Consider the following 19570-nt stretch of genomic DNA (forward strand, 5'->3'; position numbering starts at 1 on the left):
TGCGTCAGCGGCCATGGATCGACGGCCGCGGCGCCAGGCCGCACATGACCAGCGGCACAACGGCGAGTGACGCGCCCGTGAAGAATGTGATCGATGCGCCATGGTGATCCCACAGCCAGCCGGCGATGACGCTGGCGAACAGCATGCAGATACCACTGGCCAGATTGAACACGCCGAAGGCGGTGCCGCGCAGTGAGCCGGGCGCCGTTTCGGCCACCATCGCGGCGAGAATGCCCTGCGTGAAGCCCATGTGCAGGCCCCAGATGGCGACACCCGTGAACACCGTTGTCACCGACGTCCCCGCCCCGAGCAGCACATCGGCCGCGATCAGCAGGACGAGTCCACACGCGAGCAGGGTCCTGCGATCAAGTCGATCGGACAACATGCCAACGGGATACGCGGACAGCGAGTACGCCAGACTCATCACGACCATCACCCCGGGAATCCATGCCATTTCGAGGCCGGTCTGCTGGGCGCGCAGCACGAGGAACGCCTCGCTGAAGCGCGCGAGCGTGAAGGTGGCGCCGATGGCAACGACGAACCAGTACCGCGCCGGAAAGTCGCGCAGCCCCCGCCAGTGCAGTGGCGACCGGAAACTGCGTTGGGCCTGCGCGTGTTCGGGTTCGTGAATGCCGAGGAGGATCACGGCGATCGCGACGAACGCGGGCACAGCAGCGAACCAGAGCACCGTCCGGATGTGATCGGCAAATGCGAGCATCAGCGCGATCGCGAGGAGTGGCCCTGCAAATGCGCCAATCGTGTCCATCGACTGCCGCAGCCCAAAGCATGCGCCGCGGATTTCCGGTGGCGCCACGTCTGCGACCAGCGCGTCGCGCGGCGCGCCGCGGATGCCCTTGCCGACGCGATCCAGCAGCCGCGCGGTCGCCACGACCGCGGGGGTGCCTGCAAGCGGAAAGAGCGGCTTGGTGACGGCCGCGAGGCCGTAGCCGAGCAGGAGCAGCCCCTTGCGACGGCCCAGCCAGTCGGAGAGCGGTCCCGAGAAGATCTTCACGATCATGGCGGTTGCCTCGGCCGCGCCCTCGAGTGCGCCCAGCGCGGTGACGCTCATGCCCATCGTGGTGACGAGGAAGATCGGCAGCAGCGCGTGGATCAGCTCGGACGACAGGTCCATGAACAGGCTCACGAGGCCGAGTGCCCAGACCGTGCGCGGAACGATCATGCGGTTGGCGGTCGAGGTATCAGGGGTCATCGGTCGCAATGGGTAAAGTGAATTCGATCGTGATACGCCAGTGCCGGTTGACTTGCACGGCAGGCTTGCATCGGCCGGGCTCTGAACGGTTGGCGGTCCTGCAAGGCTGACGCGACCACCCGCAAGCATTGCCATGCCTACTTGCCTCGCTGGATATTGACGTCTACCGCGCAGACGGCCTTGGCTACCGCGTCAGCCTTCGTCGCCACGCGAATCGGCTGAAGCTCGCCGGTTGGCCCCGTGAACTGCCGGAGGACGTTCCCCGAGGCATCGAGGAACCTGCCGCCGGCGATGCCGTAGCGCGCACCGGCGCAGTCCAGTACGAAGAGCGTCATGTCCGCCGTATAACGGACGCCGACGTCTGCCTGTTCAGACGCATAGCGTGTTTTCGTCCACACGCTGCGAAGGCCATGCGCGTCCCTGGTCAGCGAACTTACATCGACAAACACCTGGACCTCGGGGCTTGCAGCCATGCGCACCCAGGCTTCCTCCGCGAGCACGCCGGCGGCGCTGGCCAGCACCGTGGCGGCCAGGATCACTCGCTGACCCGACTGCTTCATGAGTTCCGTCCGCCCGGGGATACGGGGACAGGCGCGCCATGCACCGTGCCGGGTTCATTGCGTTCCTCTCTCTCACAGAGATCCAGCGCAGGGTTCGCCGCCGCCCGTGGATCAGGTTCTTGCGCGCGTGCGTCAGCACACAGAAGCCACACGCGGCGGTCCCACTGCCGGAAAATCGCACCTGCTGCGTCATCGCGCGTCACGCTGCGTGCGCCGGGGAACTGTTGGCCAAACGCGCTGGCCGGTGACGTAAAATCGTCGTCGACCGACGGGGCGGAGAACGCCCATGACCAGGCTGCCGGCGCGCGCTCACGCGTAACGGTGCCGACCCAGACCGGGACATCGCCGCCATCGCCTGGCGGGCCACCGGGCCACTCAATGACGTAGTCGCCCGGCCACAGCCGCAGTACCGTCAGCGTGTCCGGCAAGGCCGCGTCACCCTGCACGAATGTCATCGTCGGCAAAGCGCCGTCGTGGAACCTGAGGGCAACCGCACCGGGCGCAGCCCACGGCAGCCAGGCCGGTCCATTGCGCGCCGTCTGCCACCCTGCAGCCTCCAGCGCGCTCCCGATCGCTGCGGAGGATCCCGCCCACTGAACGCTGAACGGCTCGTCGATCCGGCCCACCACCGCGACCCGCCCCACGGGGAGCGTACGCCATCCATCCGAGCGCCATTGCGCGGCCGTCATCCGCCCGACATGGCGAGCCGGTGCGTAGAGCGCCACGTCCGCTTCGTGCTGCCGGACGATGTGCAGCGTGGCGCCGGCCAGCAGCGTGATCACGACAATCCCCGTGAGGCGCGTCGACCCGATGGGCTGATTTTTCTGGAGCGAGTACGCGATGGCCAGCACCGCGATCCAGGCGAGGCCCAGGCTCAGGCCCGCGACGACGTCCGACACCCAGTGCACGCCCAGATAGAGACGTGAGACCGCGATCAGCGTCACGGCGATCGTTGCGGTGAGGAGAATCGCGACACGCGTCCGATGCCGCCGGCCTTCGCAAAGGAGAAACGCGAGGAACCCGTAAGCGACCATGGCCAGCGTCGCGTGAGCGCTTGGAAACGAGAAGCTCTCGATGCCTGCAGCAAACGGATTCGGCCGTGCGCGTTGCAGCACGAGCTTGAGCAGCTTGACGATGGCCTCTGCACCACCCACCGCGGCGAGCCAGTAAAGCGCGGTACGCCAGAGCCGATGCCAGATCAGCCAGGCGAGCACGACCAGCACGACGGGGACCACCACTGCGGCGTCGCCCAGCTCGGACAGCCCGGTCATCAAGCTCTCGGGCCACGACGGCCGGAGGTCCTGCAGCACGCGCCAGACTATCAGGTCGGCCTGCAGGAGCGGATCCCGCGAAATCACGTCTTCCAGCACGCCGAGGAAGAGCCACGTGCTGCCGGCGAGCAGCATCAGGGTCGCGGTGACGGAAATGACGTGCCGCCGCCACAGGGACAGCAACGCGGGCAGGAACGGCCCGGCGGGCGCCGTATCGCCGCGCGGCGGTGGTCGTTCACCCGCGCGGGATCGGGGTGTGAGCGCGTGCATGCCCGCACAGGCCAGGATTGCGATGCCGGCCGCGCCCAGCCATATCCGCACCGGTAGCACATCGATCGCAAAGAAGGTCCGCAACGGGGCAACGACGACGATGACAGCGAACGCGGCAGCCATCCCGGCGACGATTACGAGCCGCGAGGTGTTCAGGGGGCGTGCGAGCCGGGCGAGAATCCACAGGGAAATGGCGCACAGTGTTACCGTCGCCGCAGTGCGGGCCTGATCGAGCGTGCCGTGCAGATAGCTGAGCGAGATCGCGTAAGTCGCAAACGTTGCGATGGCAGCCAGCACGCCGGCGGGCACCGTGAAGCGCAGCACGCGCTCGACAAAGCCGCTTTTTGCGCGCTCGGCGCTGGCCTCGAGCGACAGGAAGAAGGCCGGGATGCCAATGGTCAGCGAACCGACCAGCGTCAGATGGCGAGGCAGAAACGGAAAGGCGAGATCGGCGATGCCTACTGCGAAAGCGAGCAGCATCGCATAGACCGTTTTCGTCACGAACAGGTTGGCCACGCGCTCGATGTTGCCGATGACCCGCCGGCCTTCGTCCACGATCGCGGGCAGGCTCGCGAAGCGGTTGTCGGTCAGCACAGCCTGGGCAACGGCCGCCGCGGCGCTGCTGCCCCCGCCCATGGCGATACCGATGTCGGCTTCCCTGAGCGCAAGCAGGTCATTGACGCCGTCGCCAACCATCGCGACCACATGGCTGCGGCTGCGCAACGCGGCCACCATTGCCGCCTTCTGTTGTGGAGAGACGCGGCCGAATACGCACTCCCGCTCCATCAGATCACCGGACAGGTCAGGGCCGTCGGGCAGGGTGCGCGCATCGACGCCCGCCTGTGCGGACGTTATGCCAACGCGTCGTGCGACCTCGGCCACCGTTTCCGGGTGATCGCCTGAGATCACTTTCAGCGACACGCCCTGTGCGGCAAATCAGGCCACGGTGCCGGGCGCATCGTCGCGGATGCGCTCCGCGAGCAGCACCAGCGCGACTGGCGTCAGCGTGCCCGGCAACGTGTCATCAGCGAGCGGCTGGTCCGAGCGGGCAAGCAGCAGCACCCTGCGACCTTCACGGACATGGCGGGAGACGGTGCTGCTCACGTCGTTGGCCATAGCGGTGCCTGCGAGCACGACATCGGGCGCGCCAAGCACCCAGGCGCCGTGTTCGCCGAACGATGCGCCCGCCCATTTCCGGGCAGAGGAAAATGGCACGGTGTTCGTAGCATGCCATCCCGGCGGCGCCGTGCAGTTCAGTGCGATGGCGCGCAGTGTCGCGTTCGGCGCGGGTTCGCCAAGTGCCAGCGCCGCGAGCGCATCGTGCGCGTCCCCGTCGCCAGCAAGCACTTCGATCCGTTCGAGAACCGGCTCGCCCTGTGTCAGGGTTCCCGTCTTGTCGATACACACCACGTCGACACGCGCCAGCGTCTCGATGGCCGGCAGCTCCTGCATCAGTGTGCCGCGCCGCGCGAGCCGCATCGCACCGACCGCGAGTGCCACGCTCGTGAGCAGCACGAGTCCTTCCGGCACCATGCCGACGACCCCGCCGGCGGAGAACAGCACCGCCTGGGCCAGGGGCATCGCCCGCAGCAGTTGCGTCGCCACAAGCAGCACCGATAGCGGCGCTATGGCCCACCCGACATAGCGCAGAATGCGGTTGATGCCGGCCGCGAGCTCCGAACGTGCAGGCGCGAATCGCCGCGCCTGCGCCGCGAGCCGGTGCGCCCACGCCTCCTGTCCGACTGCTGTTGCCCGATACCAGCCCTGTCCCGCGACGGCAAAGCTGCCAGACAGCAACGGTGCCTCACACGCCTTGTCCTGGGGATCGGATTCGCCGGTGAGCAGCGACTCGTCGACCTGCAGCCCGGACGAAGCAACAACGACCCCGTCGACCACGATCTGCTCGCCGCGCTCAACCCCGATCAGGTCGTCTTTCACGATGTCGGCGACGTCGATCCCGATGGTCTGCCCGTTGCGACGCACGCGCGCGCGTGGCTGGTGCAGCAGCGCGAGACGGTCGAGCGTGCGCTTCGCACGCCATTCCTGAACGATGCCGATGAGCGAGTTCGCGACGAGCACGCCACCGAACAGCGCGTCCTGCCATGGTCCGGTGATGAGTACCACCGCGCACAGCGAACCGAGCAGTGCGTTGAAGCGCGTGAACACATTGGCGCGCACGATGTCGGCGAGGCTGCGGCTGGTGCGGCGCCTGATCCGGTTGACGTCGCCGCGCTGCCTGCGCCCGGTCACCTCAGACGAAGTCAGGCCGTCGGGGAGTGCAGCGACAGGTTTCAGTTCGTCCACGGGGCGTCTCCTCTCCCGGCTTATGCGGCTGTCGGGCCCGGTTCGGCCAGCGCATCGCGCTCGAAGCGCCCGTAGCGCAGCGCGAGCGTAGGCAGCACGATGAGGTTGAGCGCTGTCGACGTGATGAGGCCGCCCAGGATCACGATCGCCATCGGCCGCTCGATCTCGTTACCCGCCGCGCCGCTCGTCACCGCAAGCGGCAGCAGCGCCAGCGCGGTCACGAGCGCGGTCATCAGGATCGGCACCAGCCGCTCCGATGCACCGCGCACGGCCGTGTCCGGCCCCCACGCCAGGCCGTCCACGTGCACGAGATGCTCATAATGGCTGATCAGCATGATCGAGTTGCGCAGCGAGATGCCAAAGAGCGTCACGAAGCCCACCATGCCGCCCAGCGACAGGTTGGCGCCCGTCAGCACCACGCTCAGTACGCCGCCCACCAGCGCGAACGGCAGGTTGACCATCACGAGGAGCACACCGCGGCGGCTTTTCATCGCAAGGAACAGCAGCAGCGCGATGCCGACGAGAGACATGGCGCCGTACGCGAGCAGGTCGCGCTGCGACTGAGCACGCGCTTCGCTTTCACCGGCAAACACGGCATACGTACCCTGCGGCATGACGACTTCGCGGTTCACGAGCGCCTGAGCTTCCCTGACGAAGCCGCTCACCGCGCGGCTGCCGAGATTGACGGACACCGTCTGCATCCGCCGGCCACCGTCGTGGGTGATCTGGTAGCGGCCCGAGACCTGGCCGATTGTCGCGAGTTCACGCAACGGCACGGCAAGGCCATCCGGGTTGCGCAACATCAGCGCGCCGAGGTCGGCAGGCGTGCCACGCGCCGCGGGGGCCAGCACCACCGTGACGTCATACGTGCGGCTGCCCTGGTAGATCTGGGAGACCGTCGTGCCCTGGTACGCCGCCTGGATCGCGTCGAGCACCTCCACCGGCCTGAAGCCCCAGCGGCTCAACTGGTCGGGCTTGAGCTTCACTTCGAGTTCGGGAATGCCGGGAGGCGATTCCACCCGCACGCTCGCTGCACCCCGGATCGTCCCAAGCAGCCGGGCGATCTCCTGCGCCTTGCGGTCAATCACATCGAGGTTGTCACCGAATACGTTGACAACCACCGGAGCCGTGACGCCCGAAATCGTCTCGTCGATACGCTCGACCAGAAACGTGTTGACCGAGGTGGTCAGTCCTGGAAAGCGCGCGAGCGCCTGCTGGATGCGATAGAGCGTCCAGCTTTGACCAGACGCGCTCATCGGCTCCAGATCGACCTCGAACTCGGAAAGCTGCACGCCGGCCGGGTCGACGACTTCATTGGCGCGGCCCGCGCGTTGTGCGACAAGGCGCACGCCGGGCACCTGCATCAGCGCCTGCGACACCTGGGTGCCGATGCGCATCGACTCGGCGAGCGACGTACCAGGCGTGAGGCCCATGTGCACGATGTAGTGTCCCTCGCGCAGCTCGGGAATGAAGTTGCCGCTCATGAACGGCAGCGCGGCCAGTGCAGCGGCGCACATCAGCGCGACCGCGATCATGACCGTCTTCAGACGCTGCTCAACCTTCATCAGCAGCGCGATGTACCGCGCCTTGAGACGCGCAATCAGTCGCGGCTCGTGCTCGGGCAACGGGCCCTTCGCCAGCAGTGCAAGCGCCATCGCGGGCGTAAGCGTGAGCGCGACGCCGAGCGAGGCCAGCACGGCGAGGATGTACGCGATGCCGAGCGGGGCGAACAGCTTGCCGGCCACGCCCGAGAGGGTGAGCACCGGCAGGAAGATCAGCATCACGATGAAGGTGGCGAACACCACGGCACTGCGCACCTCGAGCGAGGCGCGCAGCACGACGCGAAACGCGGGCAACGGTGCAGGCAGTTTCCGGTTCTGCCGCAGCCGCCGGTAGATGTTCTCGACATCGATGATCGCGTCGTCGACCACTTCGCCGAGCGCGATCGCAAGGCCACCGAGCGTCATCGTGTTCAGGCTCACCCCGAACGACGTCAGCACGATGATGGCGATGAGCAGCGACAGCGGGATCGCGACGGCGGAAATGACCGCTGTGCGCACATTGAGCAGGAACAGGAACAGCACCGCGACCACCAACGCCGCGCCCACGAGCAGAGCCGTGCGCAGGTGGCCGACCGATGCATCAATGAAACTGGCCGGCCGGAACACGTTCGCGTTGACGTCGACTCCCTGCTTCGCGAGGACTGGCCTGAGCGCGACAAGCGTCTTCTCGATGTCTTTCGTGACCGCGAGCGTGTTCGTGCCGTACTGGCTTTCGAGGACCAGCATCACGCCCGGCTGGCCCATCACCGAGGCCGCGCCCACCGCGGGCGCGCTGCCCCAGGCGACGGTTGCGACGTCCCCAAGACGGACGGCCGCGCTGTTGCTCCAGTGCAGCACGATACCGGCGAGCTTCTCTGGTGTGGCGATCTGGCCGTCGGCGTTGACGGCGATGCGCTGGTTGTCGTTCTCGATGAATCCGGCACCCCGCACGCCCGTGGACACGCGTGCCGCGGCAATCACGTCCTGGATCGAGAGCCCGTAACGCATCAGCTTCGCGGGGTCCACCTGGATCTGCAGCTGGCGCGCGTCGCCACCGAACACGATGACGTCCGCGACGCCCGGCACGCTCAGCAGCTGCGGCCTGACGGTCCACTGCGCGACGTCGTAGAGGTCCATCAGCGAGCGCGTCTTCGATGTGAGGCCGATGGTCCGCACGACACTGGTCGTGGTCGTGAGCGGCAGGAGTCGCGGCGGCATGACGCCGGCCGGCAGCGTTGCCGCGAGCGCATTGACCCGCTCGGAGACCAGCTGGCGGATCTGCATCACGTTCGCGTGCGCGTCGAATACCAGCGTGATGGCGGACAGCCCCTGCATCGACTTCGAGCGCATCGACTGCAGCCCGACCATGCCGCCGAGGCCATTCTCGAGCGGCTGGGTCACGAGTGTCTCGACCTGTTCGCTGGTCAGGCCCGGGGCTTCGGTCTGGACGATGCTCATCGGCGGGGCGAACTCCGGGAACACGTCGAGCCTGGCGCGCGTCAGCGTAAAAAGACCGTAGCCAGCCGTGATGACGGCCAGCGCGTAGATGACGCCGCGAAAACGCAGCGAAAACCGGATGATTGCGTTGAGCATGGGCAGTCGTTGGGTTCGTGTAGTGCGAAGCTGGAGGACGGGTCAGTCGTCGCACTCGGGCGGGTCCTTGCAGGCCGTCGCAATGCCCTGGGGCTTCAGTTCCTCTGACAGCAGCAATTGGGCGCCCTGCGTCACGATCCGGTCGCCGGCATGAAACCCGGAAGTCACGACGAAGCCCTGATCGCTCTCGTTGCCTGCAGCCACATAGCGTCGCGTGAAGCGATCGGGGGCGGTCTGCACGTAGGCCCAGGTCTCGCCGCCATACCAGATGACGGCGCGCTCCGGGATCGCGAGCGTCGACGTGACCGGATCAGCTGATGGCACGTCGACGCTGGTATGGGTGCCGACTGGCAGCGCACGGTCGGCGGCGTAGAACCAGGGATTGCCCTGCACGGATGGATCGGCAAGGGGCGAGGCCGAGAGCTTCTGCGCCGGCACTGGCTGGCCGTCCGGCGCATTCACCGTGATGCGCGCAGGCGCGGGGTCGCTGCCGTCCGCAGGCAGCGTCACGCGCAGCACGGCCCCCCGTCCCGACAGCAGGCGCTGGAACAGGCCAGAAGCCGGTGCCGTCGCGGCGTCGGTGAGTGCGTCGCCAAACTGCTGGCGCATCGTCGCGGTGAGGCCGCTGACCGTGGCTGCGGCCGACTGCAGCTTCGCCTGATCGCCCTGCATGGCCGCGCGCGCATCCTGCAGGCTTTTCTGGGAGACGTTGCGGTCGTCCTCGAACAGCACGCGGCTGCGCTCGTATTGCACACGCGAGTTGCCGGCCTGCGCAGTCAGGGTGTCGAGATCGGCCCGTGCGGCAGCCAGCCGGCTGCGCAGGTCAAGGAGCGGCTGCAGGTCGATGACCGTCGCATAGGCGCTGCGCGCAGGCCGCATGGCCGTCGCGACGAGCGGCGAGACCTCGATGTGGCTTGCGCGCTGCACCTCGGGGGCGAGGACGACCACGGTTTCGCCATTGACCGTCTGTACCGCTGGCTGGGGCGCTGTCTGTGCAGTCGCTGGCGATGCCGACGGGTTCGGGTAGAGCGTCTGATAGATGTACCAGCCCGCGCCGGCCGCCAGTGCGATCGTGACGGTGGAGAGGAGGAGCAACCGGTATTTCATCGGGATTCCTGTTGGGTCAGGGATTCATTGGCCGCACCGGAGGCAAGGGGCCGTTGCATGGCATCTTCAAGCGCACCGGCCGCCTGTTGCGCGGCCACCACTGCGTCCAGGTGTGCGATCGCATTTGCTTCATAGTCGGCGCTCGCCTGCGTGAAGGTCAGGCGGTCCGTGTTGCCTGCGGCGAAGCCTGCCGCCTGACTGTCGAGCTGACGCCGTGCGGTTGCGAGGTGGCGCGCCGAAAGCTGCACCGCGTCGAGACCGGAGCGGTAACGCGCGAGTGCATGATCCAGATCACCCAGGATCGTGTCCTGCAGTGCTGTCGTGCGTGCGGCGGCCTCCCTGCGCTTCGCCTCGGCCTGCGCGATGCCGCCCTGGTTCTGGTCGAAGATGGGCAGCATGATGCCGGCAAGTCCGAATCCGATCTTGTGCGTACCCGTGTCGTACGTGTAGCCGGGGCCGAGATGGATGTCCGGATACTGCTTTGCCACCTCGAGCTGGAGTGCCGATTCCGCCGCGGCGTAGTCGGCGAGCGACGCAAGCAGGTCGGCGCGATGCAGGATCGCGTCGCGCTGTGCGTCGGCCGCCGGCGGCGCAGGCGGCGCCGTGCCGAACCCGTCGAGATCGAGCTCGATGCCGAGCGCGGCTACCGGTACGCCAATCGCCGCTGCGAGCTGGGCCCGTGCGTCCTGCTCCGCGCTGCGGGATGCGGCCACATCGGCCTCCGCCTGCGTGGCTGCCAGCACCGCCGCATTGACGTCCGGTCCCGAGTTTTCGCCGACTGCGCGGCGCTTCATGACCATCTGGACGATCTGCTGCGCGGCGTCGGCCTTGCGGGACAGGAACGCGCTGCGCTCGCGCGCCGCATACAGCGCGAGCAGCGCGTCGCGAACCTGCGCGCGAACTTTCCACGCCTCGTTACCGATGGCAAGGCGTGCCGCTTCCGACAGGTGCGATGCCTGGTCGACGCGGTAGCCGCGCTTGTGCGCGGTCTCGATCGGGATATCGAGCGAAGGCCCCCAGGTGAAGGGTGCCCCAGGCCCCGGGTTAGGCGTGTTGTACTGGAACGGCACCTGCAGGACCGGGTTGGGAATCGCGTTGGCGACGTCGATGCCGGCCTTGGCCGTGCCCCATTGTGCACGGGCAAGGTCAAGCGCGGGGCTGTAGTAGAAGGCCGCCAGGGTGAGCAGCTCGCGGTTCCAGCGGACAGGCGGCCACAGCGCAGCGTCGTGGCCTGTCTCGCGCACCACGTAGGCATGCAGCTCGGCGCTCGTGAGCGAGCGCTGCTCGAATTCCTGGGCAAGCTGGGCGGCGGCAATCGGCACGGGGCGGTAGGTCGTACAGCCCGCCACCCCGGCGAAAGCAATGAAGGCTATCGATACCGTGCGGCGCATGTTGGCATCCCATCGGACGTTCTGCCGCCCATCGGGGCAGCTTCCGGGGCGGATGCTACGCCACCGGTTGTGAAGTTTTCGTCAAGAAGGCGCTGCCGGCCAACGCCGGGGCGGGCATGGGGCATTGACGCTTGTCCTGTCCATACGGTATGCGTGAGTCGCTCTTAATGGTGCCTGCACAGCGTCTGATCTGACGGCTGCCACACTGGCGCGCCTGCCTGCGCGCTCCTGTTCATGGACGGCTCGGAACTGGACCGTGTCCCAGACCGTTTCAGATATCGTTTTGGAAGACGGGTAGCTGTTCCCGGGTTGATGCATCTACGGATGTTGTTCGGCAGAGGTGAACTCGCCCTGGACCTCGGCACGCGTCGGGTCAGGTGTTGATTGGTCGTTGATTGGGCAAATGAAAGCGAGGGCAAAATGGCAGAGGATGCGACAAAGAGCATAGCGATTTCATCGCCGACTCCTTCATAAGGCGGTCGCGGATCCGTTGCGCAAACGCGCGGTACCTAGCCGATGAGTCCGTGCCATGCGGCGGCTTGTGAACGTTTCGTCAGGAACCCGTCCGGCTCCCGTGGATCCGGCTCAGGTCCGGCCCGCAGCTGGCAGACGAAGCGACACGCAGGTACCCCGGCCTGGCTCGCTGCTGATCTCGATTGACCACCCGTAGCGGTCGCAAAGCTTTTTGACAGTAGACAGGCCGATTCCGATGCCTGGCGCCGGGGTTCGTGGCGATCCTGCCTGGTAGAATCGGTCAAAGACGTGCGGGAGCGCATGCGCTGGAATGCCCGGCCCCGTGTCTTCGATGTACAACCAGCCGTTGGCGTAGCGAAACAGAAGGCGTCCGCGTTCGGTATGCCGGACGGCGTTGTCGATGAGGTTGGACAGCACGATCGCGAGCGCAGGCCGGCTTGCCACGACCCGAAGATCGCGATCCACGTCAATGACGGTATCGAGTCCCTTCTGCACGAGCCGGTCGGCGAAAGGTGTCAACGCGGTTTCGATCATGTTCGCGATCGCCACCGGCTCGACATCGCCTGCCGACTCTTCTCGCGCGAGCATGAGCAGCGCGTTGACGAGTTCGCGCATGTTGTCGGCCGCATGTTCGATCTGATTGAGCCGCGCGCGCGACTTGCCGCTGATCGCCATATCCTGCTCGAGAAGCTCACAGCTCGTCTTGATCGTCGTGAGCGGCGTGCGCAACTCGTGGCTGACATTGCCGGTGAACTCCTTCTCGCGTTCGATCATGTCAGCCATGCGCCGGTGGTAGTCGTTGAAAGCCTCCACGAGTCCGACGAGCTCTGTCTCGTCGTACTTCCCGGGCTGGACCGGCGCCGATTCGCCGGGCCGGAACGTCTTCACCTGCCGCGCAAGGCCCGCCACCTGCCGCACCAGCAGGCCCGACAGTCCGAAGGACAGCCAGATCGTGAGGAGCGCAAAGACGCCAGTGCCTGCCATCAGGGCATTGATGACCTCCTTGAAATGCTGTTCGTAACTGCTGAAGTTGTAAATGCGATACAGGCGCGCCGTGCCGAGTGGCGCGATCGCGACATGGATCTCGCGTCCGTCGATGATGATTTCGTGCGTGCCGAAGGGCAGGTCCCTGACCGTAGCGGGCAGGGCCATGGCCCGGTGGTCGGCGCCTGACACATAGCCATTCATCCGCATATCGAATGGTGGCAGTAGGGACGGGTTGGTTTCGTAGCTTTTGAGCACGCTGGCCATGTCGTCGCTGATGAGCGCCGCAATCAGCCTTTCTTCCTGTGCCTCGGCGAGTGTTCTTACGCCCAGCGCCTGGGCGAGCAACAGCGCAATGGTCAGCACCGAGAAGAAAAGCGCGACCTTGAAGCGTAGGCTACTTCGCATCATGACCGCTCGCCATGAGCCTGTAGCCGACACCATGGATGGTCTCGACAAGACCGGCCTCGCCCGGCTCGCCAAGTGCCCGGCGCAGAGTGTAAATGTGCGTGCGCAGCGTGTCGCTGTCGGGCAGCTCCTCGCCCCAGACTTCGGACTCGAGCTCGGCCCGACTGAACGTGCGCTGGGGCGACTGCATCAGGATACGCAGCAGCTGAAGGCATTTGGGGGGGAGCTTGACCGGACGCCCGGCGCGTTCGACCGTCATGGTCGACAGGTCGAGCCGCACATCCGCAAACCGGAGCTGCATGGTGGCGACCCGCCCGCGATAGCGTTTGATCAGCGCGCCAAGACGTGCATCGACTTCCTTCAGGGAGAACGGCTTGACCAGATAATCATCGGCACCGTGCACGAAGCCTTCAAGCTTGTCGTCAAGCGCGTCCCTCGCGGTCAGCATCAGCACGGGTGTGTCCCGGCCAGCCTCTTCGCGCAGCCTGCGACAGAGTGTGAGTCCGTCCATGCCCGGCAATGCCAGGTCGAGCAGGATGGCGTCCCAGGACCCGGCGAGCGCCATCTGCAGCCCTGCGTTGCCAGTGGTAGCCAAATCGACTTCATAGCCGCTGCCTTCGAGATAGTCGTAGAGGTTTGCAGCGATCGCGGAATCGTCTTCGACAATGAGCACTTTCATGGAGATCCGTTCATCACGCTGGGGGCTGCAAGAGGGCCGATGCTACCGCAAAATTTCAGGCGCCGCCGTTGTCGGGGATCTCCTCGTCGTTCTGCTGAACGATGTCAACGAGGGAGTGCCGGTTTCTCGCGCCTGGTTTGAGGTTGGCCCGGTGCAATCTCACATGCCCGTCGTCGGGAAAATCCAGCCAGAGCAGGCGCGTGGGGAAAAGCAACGGTGAGAGGACGTAGCAGCCGCTTTCCTGCTGCCGCAAGCGATCGCACACCATGCGTTCCAAGTTGGAGCCAGTGCGTGAACGAAATGGCGATGCAGCCAGCCCTGCGGGTCGGCTGTGGGCGGCAAATGGGCCGGCATGAACGCCAGCCATTCGAGCAGGCCGAAAGGCGGATAAGCTCCGTGTCAGCGCATGAGCGTCTGCATGCTGAAGCGCCGCTCCCAGGACAGGCGCCATCCCAGCAGGGCAATCGACTGGGCAGTGGTCTTGCCGTCGCACAGCAACAATCCGAATTCGGGCGAATGGCGAACGGAGCCGGCCCCTGGCTGTACGGGCCGCATTGAACGCGCCAGACGGCGCACACGATTTTTCCTGATCTTCCTGTAAGCGGCGCACAGCATGATGCATGTCTGGTCGACGTGTGGCCAGTCGGCCGTCCACGCGCAGCGGGCCGGTGGGCACACTGACGCACGGGAGCCACCCGTGCTTTGTGCACGGGCGTCGCCTACGGGATCGACGCCGGGCAACTCGTGCGGGCGGCGAAGGTGTCGTTCCAGCTCGCCAATAAACGTGAGACGACGGAGGAAATCCGAACATGCCCGGATTTCTTCGCCGAGAAGGTACTGCCCGGCCGCATCGCGCATCCGGCGCCTGCCCGGGCCGAGCAACTGCACATACCGGAAGAAGTAATCGTGCCATGCGCGCAGGCGATCCAGTCCCGTAGCGTCAATACCGGTCTTCGCGCGCAAGCGGCGAAGCGAGGCCGCAGCGAGCAGGGAGCGACCGCAGGCCGGACAAGCATACGAATGCCGTACGAGCCCAGCGTGGAGACGGTATGCGAGCGGTTGAAAGAGGCTGCGTTTCTCGTGCGCACACTGCTGACTGAACTTGGTCTACAGGCATGGCTCAAAACGAGCGGCGGCAAAGGGCTGCATGTTGTCGTCCCGTTGACGCCGACGATAGACTATGCGGACGTCAAGAAATTCTCGCGTGCCTTCGTGCAACGTATCGCCGCCGTCATCCCGGACCGCTTTTCGTCGAAGTGCGGCCCGGCCATCGTGTTGGGAAAGTCTACGTCGACTATCTGCGCAACGGGATGGCACAGACGACCGCGCCGGCCTTCTCGGCGAGAGCAAGGCATGGCCTCGGAGTGTCGATGCCCATCTCATGGGAGCAGCTTGATTCGCTCAAAAGTGCATCGCAATGGACCATTGCGAACGCCCGCGAATATCTCAGTTTTCTGGCGGCTGATCCATGGCGGGACTTCGCGCTGGCGAGCCAAACGCTCGACGTCGCTGGAAGGCTTCTTTCCAACTGATATTCGATGTGCTGATGATTCGGCGAGCATCCAGACGCAGCGCTAAGCGACTGTGAGTCGCAAACCGGCCACTTTCTGCCGCTCGCCTGGGTCATGCGGTGGTCGTTTGAACGGCCGGTCCACTCCGAAACCCGCCCGATACTCAATGTGCAGTCGTCGGCCACAGCTGACGGTCGGCGATCAGACGTTGTGCGGCTGCTGACGGCCGCATCACGGACATTCACCGATCCGGTCATTGCTGCCCAAACTTTAAACAAGATCCAGCCGCGCCCCCATCTCCACGACCCGGTTGGGAGGCAAGCCCAAATGAGCAGTCGCATCCAGTTCGTTCCTGCGCAGCAGAGTAAACAGGGCTAGCAGCACGTAACGTCCTAAGCTCTTTTTCCTCTGTATGGCGAACGATTCACGCCCGAGGTAAAAGGTGGTTGTCATCGGGTCATAAGGCGTACATCCCGCGTGCCGGAGTGCCTGTTCGAGAAGTTGCGGCACATCCAGCATTTCAAGATAGCCGTAGCGTCCCTCGATTCGCACGAAGCCTTGTTCAAGGCGTTCCACCTTGAACCGTTCTGTCTCTGCGACACGAGGAATCTCCTCCGTCAATAAGGTCAGCAGAATTACCTGCTCATGAAGCACCTGATTGTGCTTGAGGTGATGCAGCATGGTGGTCGGCACCGAGTCTCCTGCGGCCATCAGAAATACACCCGTACCATGCACGCGGTGCGGCGGAGCCATGGCAATACTTGAGACAAATGAGTTCAGCGGCAGCTGCGTATCCCTGCGAGCGCGTTGCAACGCTCGCAATCCGATAAGCCATGACGTCGACACAAGGAACGTCAATGTGCCGATGGTGAGCGGCAGCCAGCCGCCTTCGGCAAACTTCATCGCGTTCGCCGCGACGAACGCCACGTCCACTACCATGAAGATGCCGGCCACGAGCGCGACGCGCCAGATCGGCCAGTTCCACCGCACGCGCGCGAATGCGGCGAACAGCATGGTCGTGATCAACATTGTCGTGGATACGGCTATACCGAAAGCGGCCGCAAGACTGTCCGAGGTGCGGAAGCCGAGCACCACCGCGATGGTCGCGACCATCAGTACCCAGTTCAGGCCTGGCAGATAAATCTGCCCCTCTGCGCTCGACGACGTGTGCTTGACCTTCACGCGCGGCGACAGGCCAAGCTGCGCCGCCTGGCGCGTCAATGAGAACACTGCGGAAATCAGCGCCTGCGATGCGACGATGGTCGCCAACGTGGCCAGCACCACCATCGGATAGAGGCCCCAGGACGGCACCGTCGTGTAGAAGGGCCGGGCCGCCGCACTGGCATTGCGCAACAGTAATGCGCCCTGACCCAGATAGCTGACGGTCAGCGCGGGCAACGCGAGCCCGTACCACGCGAGACGGATCGGCCGCGCGCCGAAGTGGCCCATGTCCGCGTACAGCGCCTCTCCGCCGGTCAGGCACAACACGACGGCGCCCAGCGCGACGAAACCCTTGAAGCCGTTATGCGCGAAGAATTCGATACCGGTCAATGGGTTGAACGCGGCGAGGATGGCCGGAGTTTGCACGAGCGAGACCAGCCCCAAGCCGAAGATCACCACGAACCAGACCGTCAGTATCGGACCGAATGCGACCCCTACGCGTCCGGACCCCAGCGGCTGCACCGCAAATAGCGCCACCAGGATCACCACCGTGATCGGCACCGTGTAATGCGCAAAGGCGGGCGTCGCCACTTCGATCCCTTCGATCGCGCTCAGCACCGAGATCGCGGGCGTAATGACGCCGTCGCCGTACAGCATCGCGGTGCCGAACATGGCCATGAACACCCAGCGCAACGCGCCGGCCCGCGTCACGCGTCCGGTGCGCTCGCCGACCAGCAGCGCGAGAAGCGCGAGCAGTCCGCCTTCGCCACGGTTGTCGGCCTGCATCAGCACCAGCACGTACTTGACGCTGACCATCAGCAGCAGCGACCACAGGAACAGCGAAACGACGCCGATCACGTTCGCGTGCGTCGGCGCGACGCAGAGCGCGCCGCCGAAAGCGGCCTGCAATGCGTACAAGGGGCTCGTGCCGAGGTCACCGAACACGATACCGAGCGCGGAGAGTGCGAGGGCTGCCGTTCCTGTCGCGCGATGCGCAGACGGCGAAGCCTGCATGGTGGACATGTTGTTCATGGAACTTTCATTCCGAAAGATGCCGGATGAAATCTGACCCGGCGTTGTAGCGAGTCTCCATGTTGCCTGCGCGCGCCGGGTACGACTAGCACAGTCACAGAATGCCTGGTAGAACACCTGGTCCCGGAAAGTGCACGAACTGACCGCTGCCATGGCGAGCTACCGCAGATGGCTCTCTAATTCCAGGCGTCGTTAATTAAATGGTGTTCCGGATGGAAACGACCTTCGGAGCGAATGGAAAGGTAACGGTGCAGCGCCGATGAGCTGAAACGCCACTCCATGGGATCTCAACTTCATTACCTCGCCAAACATATTTACACTGATATGGATGCCAGCAAGAAATCGGCCGTTTCCCCGGTGGCCGAACGGAAGTCGTCATCCAACGTAGCCATGACGCAGCTCTCTTTCTTTCTTTATTGGAGCCGTTCGGATGGACTTTAACGTTGGGCTTTTCGAACTGCTGTTGCTGGTTTCGGCGTTGGTGGCGATGCTTGTGCGGCGCTTGCATATGCCGTATAGCGTTGGTTTGGTCATAGCAGGCATCAGCTTCTCCTTTCTGGCATCTTCCAGATTTCCCGATATTCCCCTCAACAAGGATTTCATTTACAACGTACTCTTGCCACCGCTGATCTTTGAGGCGGCGTTTCACATGCGGTGGGACGAAGTACGCAGAGATTTCGCCGTCGTCCAGACCTTGGCCATCATCGGGGTTCTCCTATCGGCTGGCGTGACCGCGATAGGCATGCACTACCTCTTGCATTGGGAATGGATTAGCGGGTGGCTTTTCGGCACGTTGATTTCCGCCACGGATCCGGTATCCGTCCTTGCACTGTTCAAAGACACCGGCGTAGCGGGCCGCTTCAGGCATCTGATGGAAGCGGAGAGTCTCTTCAACGACGGGACTGCAGCCGCCGCTTTCCGGGTCACACTCACATTTGTTGCCGGCGCGCACGTCGATCTGGTCGCCGTGCTCAAGATTTCCGGCGTGGTCATTCTTGGGTCGGTCTTGTGCGGACTGCTGATCGGCAATATAGCGCTATCGCTGCTTCACCGCGCCGACGATCACCTCGTCGAGATTACGTTTGCAATGATCGCGGCCTATGGCTCGTTTCTGCTGGCTGAGAGCCTTCACTTGTCCGGCGTGATGGCGACGCTGATCGCGGGCCTTGTGATGGGCAGCCGTAACGCGGTTGATCCGATGACAGAGCGAGGACGGCAAGCCGTTGAGACCGTGTTGGAGTACGCGGTCTTTGCCGCGAATTCCTTCATTTTTCTCTTTATCGGAATTCAGCAGGTGCATCGGAAGTACGACACTGTATGGGTATCGATAGCCATCGCCGTGGTGGTCGTAATGCTGGCACGCGCTGTAGCCGTGTACCTGTGTTGTGTTCTTTTCTCGCGTTCGACGCTTCAAATAGAAATGCGACACCAACATATACTGTTCTGGGGAGGACTGCGCGGCGCTCTGGCATTGGCTCTCGCTATGAGTCTATCGTCCGGCGTTCCTCGTCGTGAGGAAATCGTGACGGTGTGCTTTGCGGTGGTGGCCTTTTCAATCTTCGTTCAGGGCACGACGATGACAGCATTTCTCCGGCGATTGGGGATCATATAGCGCCCCAGCAGCGCGTATCGAATCAGTGCAGCATCGTGACGGGTATCGAAGACCAGCGCCACAACCTCGCGAGTACAGTCCATCTGTGAAAAAAACCAAGGTGGCTTGCGTCCAGCACCACGATGTCGGCATGATCTTTGGCCGCGTACTGAGCGATGGTTCGCTCAGGTGGCCCGAAAACGCGCTTCCAGGTGTAGGGCACACCGGCATCGTCGAGGACCGCACAGGTTTGCATCAGTGCATCACGTGCTCGCTCCTTCTCGGATCGATGCAACTCCGAGCGCGAATGAAACGCTCCTGAGCGACCTTGCGCCAGGTCATCGAGCACTTCGATCACTTCCACCTCGGACACGCACTTCTCGGCAAACAGGAACGCTCCATGACGAGCCGCTTCGGTTGCCTCCTTGTCACCTAGCACGGGAATAAGCAATTTCAGCAAAGCAGGCCTCCAGTCCAAGTATC

The 19570-nt window shown here is 64.6% G+C and carries 14 protein-coding genes and 1 pseudogene; 2 read left to right on the top strand and 13 right to left on the bottom strand.

The window, feature by feature from the left end; genetic code table 11:
* Positions 1–4 precede the first annotated feature (4 nt).
* The 11 genes from AB3X89_RS03630 to AB3X89_RS03680 all read right to left on the bottom strand — a co-directional run bounded on the left by AB3X89_RS03630 (position 5) and on the right by AB3X89_RS03680 (position 14407).
* On the bottom strand, positions 5–1210 hold the full coding sequence (locus tag AB3X89_RS03630; RefSeq protein ID WP_368581961.1) for an MFS transporter: 1206 nt from the start codon (positions 1208–1210) through the stop codon (positions 5–7).
* A 137-nt stretch (positions 1211–1347) separates the two neighbouring features.
* On the bottom strand, positions 1348–1770 hold the full coding sequence (locus tag AB3X89_RS03635; protein WP_368581868.1) for a surface-adhesin E family protein: 423 nt from the start codon (positions 1768–1770) through the stop codon (positions 1348–1350).
* Entirely contained in the window at positions 1767–4232 is a 2466-nt protein-coding gene (locus AB3X89_RS03640; RefSeq protein WP_368581869.1) for an HAD-IC family P-type ATPase, read from the bottom strand. The genes AB3X89_RS03635 and AB3X89_RS03640 overlap by 4 nt, the downstream gene beginning before the upstream one ends.
* A gap of 15 nt (positions 4233–4247) precedes the next feature.
* A complete protein-coding gene (locus AB3X89_RS03645; RefSeq protein ID WP_368581870.1) occupies positions 4248–5615 on the bottom strand; it encodes an HAD-IC family P-type ATPase in 1368 nt (455 codons plus the stop codon).
* A gap of 20 nt (positions 5616–5635) precedes the next feature.
* The gene (locus AB3X89_RS03650; RefSeq protein ID WP_368581871.1) at positions 5636–8749 is read right to left on the bottom strand and encodes an efflux RND transporter permease subunit; all 3114 of its coding nucleotides are present in this window, start codon (positions 8747–8749) and stop codon (positions 5636–5638) included.
* A gap of 42 nt (positions 8750–8791) precedes the next feature.
* Positions 8792–9856 carry an efflux RND transporter periplasmic adaptor subunit gene (locus AB3X89_RS03655; RefSeq protein WP_368581872.1) on the bottom strand — a complete coding sequence of 355 codons (1065 nt, stop codon included), beginning with the start codon at positions 9854–9856 and terminating at the stop codon, positions 8792–8794.
* On the bottom strand, positions 9853–11247 hold the full coding sequence (locus AB3X89_RS03660; protein WP_368581873.1) for a TolC family protein: 1395 nt from the start codon (positions 11245–11247) through the stop codon (positions 9853–9855). Before AB3X89_RS03660 ends, AB3X89_RS03655 begins: the two co-directional genes overlap by 4 nt.
* Positions 11248–11832: 585 nt before the next feature.
* On the bottom strand, positions 11833–13113 hold the full coding sequence (locus AB3X89_RS03665) for a sensor histidine kinase (protein WP_368581962.1): 1281 nt from the start codon (positions 13111–13113) through the stop codon (positions 11833–11835).
* Positions 13103–13792, bottom strand: a complete 690-nt coding sequence (locus AB3X89_RS03670; protein WP_368581874.1) for a response regulator transcription factor — start codon at positions 13790–13792, stop codon at positions 13103–13105. Before AB3X89_RS03670 ends, AB3X89_RS03665 begins: the two co-directional genes overlap by 11 nt.
* A 55-nt stretch (positions 13793–13847) precedes the next feature.
* Positions 13848–14069 (bottom strand): hypothetical protein, encoded by a 222-nt coding sequence (locus tag AB3X89_RS03675; protein WP_368581875.1) that lies wholly within the window; start codon positions 14067–14069, stop codon positions 13848–13850.
* Positions 14070–14191: 122 nt separating this feature from the next.
* Positions 14192–14407, bottom strand: a complete 216-nt coding sequence (locus tag AB3X89_RS03680; RefSeq protein ID WP_368581876.1) for a hypothetical protein — start codon at positions 14405–14407, stop codon at positions 14192–14194.
* Between the two features lie 405 nt (positions 14408–14812).
* Here AB3X89_RS03680 and AB3X89_RS03685 point away from each other — a divergent pair.
* Positions 14813–15324: pseudogene (locus tag AB3X89_RS03685) on the top strand (hypothetical protein).
* Between the two features lie 249 nt (positions 15325–15573).
* Here AB3X89_RS03685 and AB3X89_RS03690 read toward each other — a convergent pair.
* Complete coding sequence (locus AB3X89_RS03690) at positions 15574–17496, bottom strand: potassium transporter Kup (RefSeq protein ID WP_368581877.1); 1923 nt, start codon at positions 17494–17496, stop codon at positions 15574–15576.
* Positions 17497–17926: 430 nt separating this feature from the next.
* On the opposite strand from AB3X89_RS03690, the gene AB3X89_RS03695 reads away from it, so the two are divergent.
* Positions 17927–19108, top strand: a complete 1182-nt coding sequence (locus AB3X89_RS03695; RefSeq protein ID WP_368581878.1) for a cation:proton antiporter — start codon at positions 17927–17929, stop codon at positions 19106–19108.
* A gap of 22 nt (positions 19109–19130) precedes the next feature.
* Here AB3X89_RS03695 and AB3X89_RS03700 read toward each other — a convergent pair whose 3' ends face one another.
* Positions 19131–19547 carry a universal stress protein gene (locus AB3X89_RS03700; RefSeq protein WP_368581879.1) on the bottom strand — a complete coding sequence of 139 codons (417 nt, stop codon included), beginning with the start codon at positions 19545–19547 and terminating at the stop codon, positions 19131–19133.
* Positions 19548–19570 lie beyond the last annotated feature (23 nt).

The organism is Paraburkholderia sp. BR14320, assembly GCF_040948665.1.
Taxonomy (GTDB): domain Bacteria; phylum Pseudomonadota; class Gammaproteobacteria; order Burkholderiales; family Burkholderiaceae; genus Paraburkholderia; species Paraburkholderia youngii.

Coding starts and splice junctions, on each gene's coding strand:
- AB3X89_RS03630 (WP_368581961.1), bottom strand. CDS start 1,210: ATGACCCCTGATACCTCGACCGCCAACCGCATGATCGTTCCGCGCACG.
- AB3X89_RS03635 (WP_368581868.1), bottom strand. CDS start 1,770: ATGAAGCAGTCGGGTCAGCGAGTGATCCTGGCCGCCACGGTGCTGGCC.
- AB3X89_RS03650 (WP_368581871.1), bottom strand. CDS start 8,749: ATGCTCAACGCAATCATCCGGTTTTCGCTGCGTTTTCGCGGCGTCATC.
- AB3X89_RS03655 (WP_368581872.1), bottom strand. CDS start 9,856: ATGAAATACCGGTTGCTCCTCCTCTCCACCGTCACGATCGCACTGGCG.
- AB3X89_RS03660 (WP_368581873.1), bottom strand. CDS start 11,247: ATGCGCCGCACGGTATCGATAGCCTTCATTGCTTTCGCCGGGGTGGCG.
- AB3X89_RS03665 (WP_368581962.1), bottom strand. CDS start 13,113: ATGCGAAGTAGCCTACGCTTCAAGGTCGCGCTTTTCTTCTCGGTGCTG.
- AB3X89_RS03670 (WP_368581874.1), bottom strand. CDS start 13,792: ATGAAAGTGCTCATTGTCGAAGACGATTCCGCGATCGCTGCAAACCTC.
- AB3X89_RS03680 (WP_368581876.1), bottom strand. CDS start 14,407: ATGCTGTGCGCCGCTTACAGGAAGATCAGGAAAAATCGTGTGCGCCGT.
- AB3X89_RS03690 (WP_368581877.1), bottom strand. CDS start 17,496: ATGAACAACATGTCCACCATGCAGGCTTCGCCGTCTGCGCATCGCGCG.
- AB3X89_RS03695 (WP_368581878.1), top strand. CDS start 17,927: ATGGACTTTAACGTTGGGCTTTTCGAACTGCTGTTGCTGGTTTCGGCG.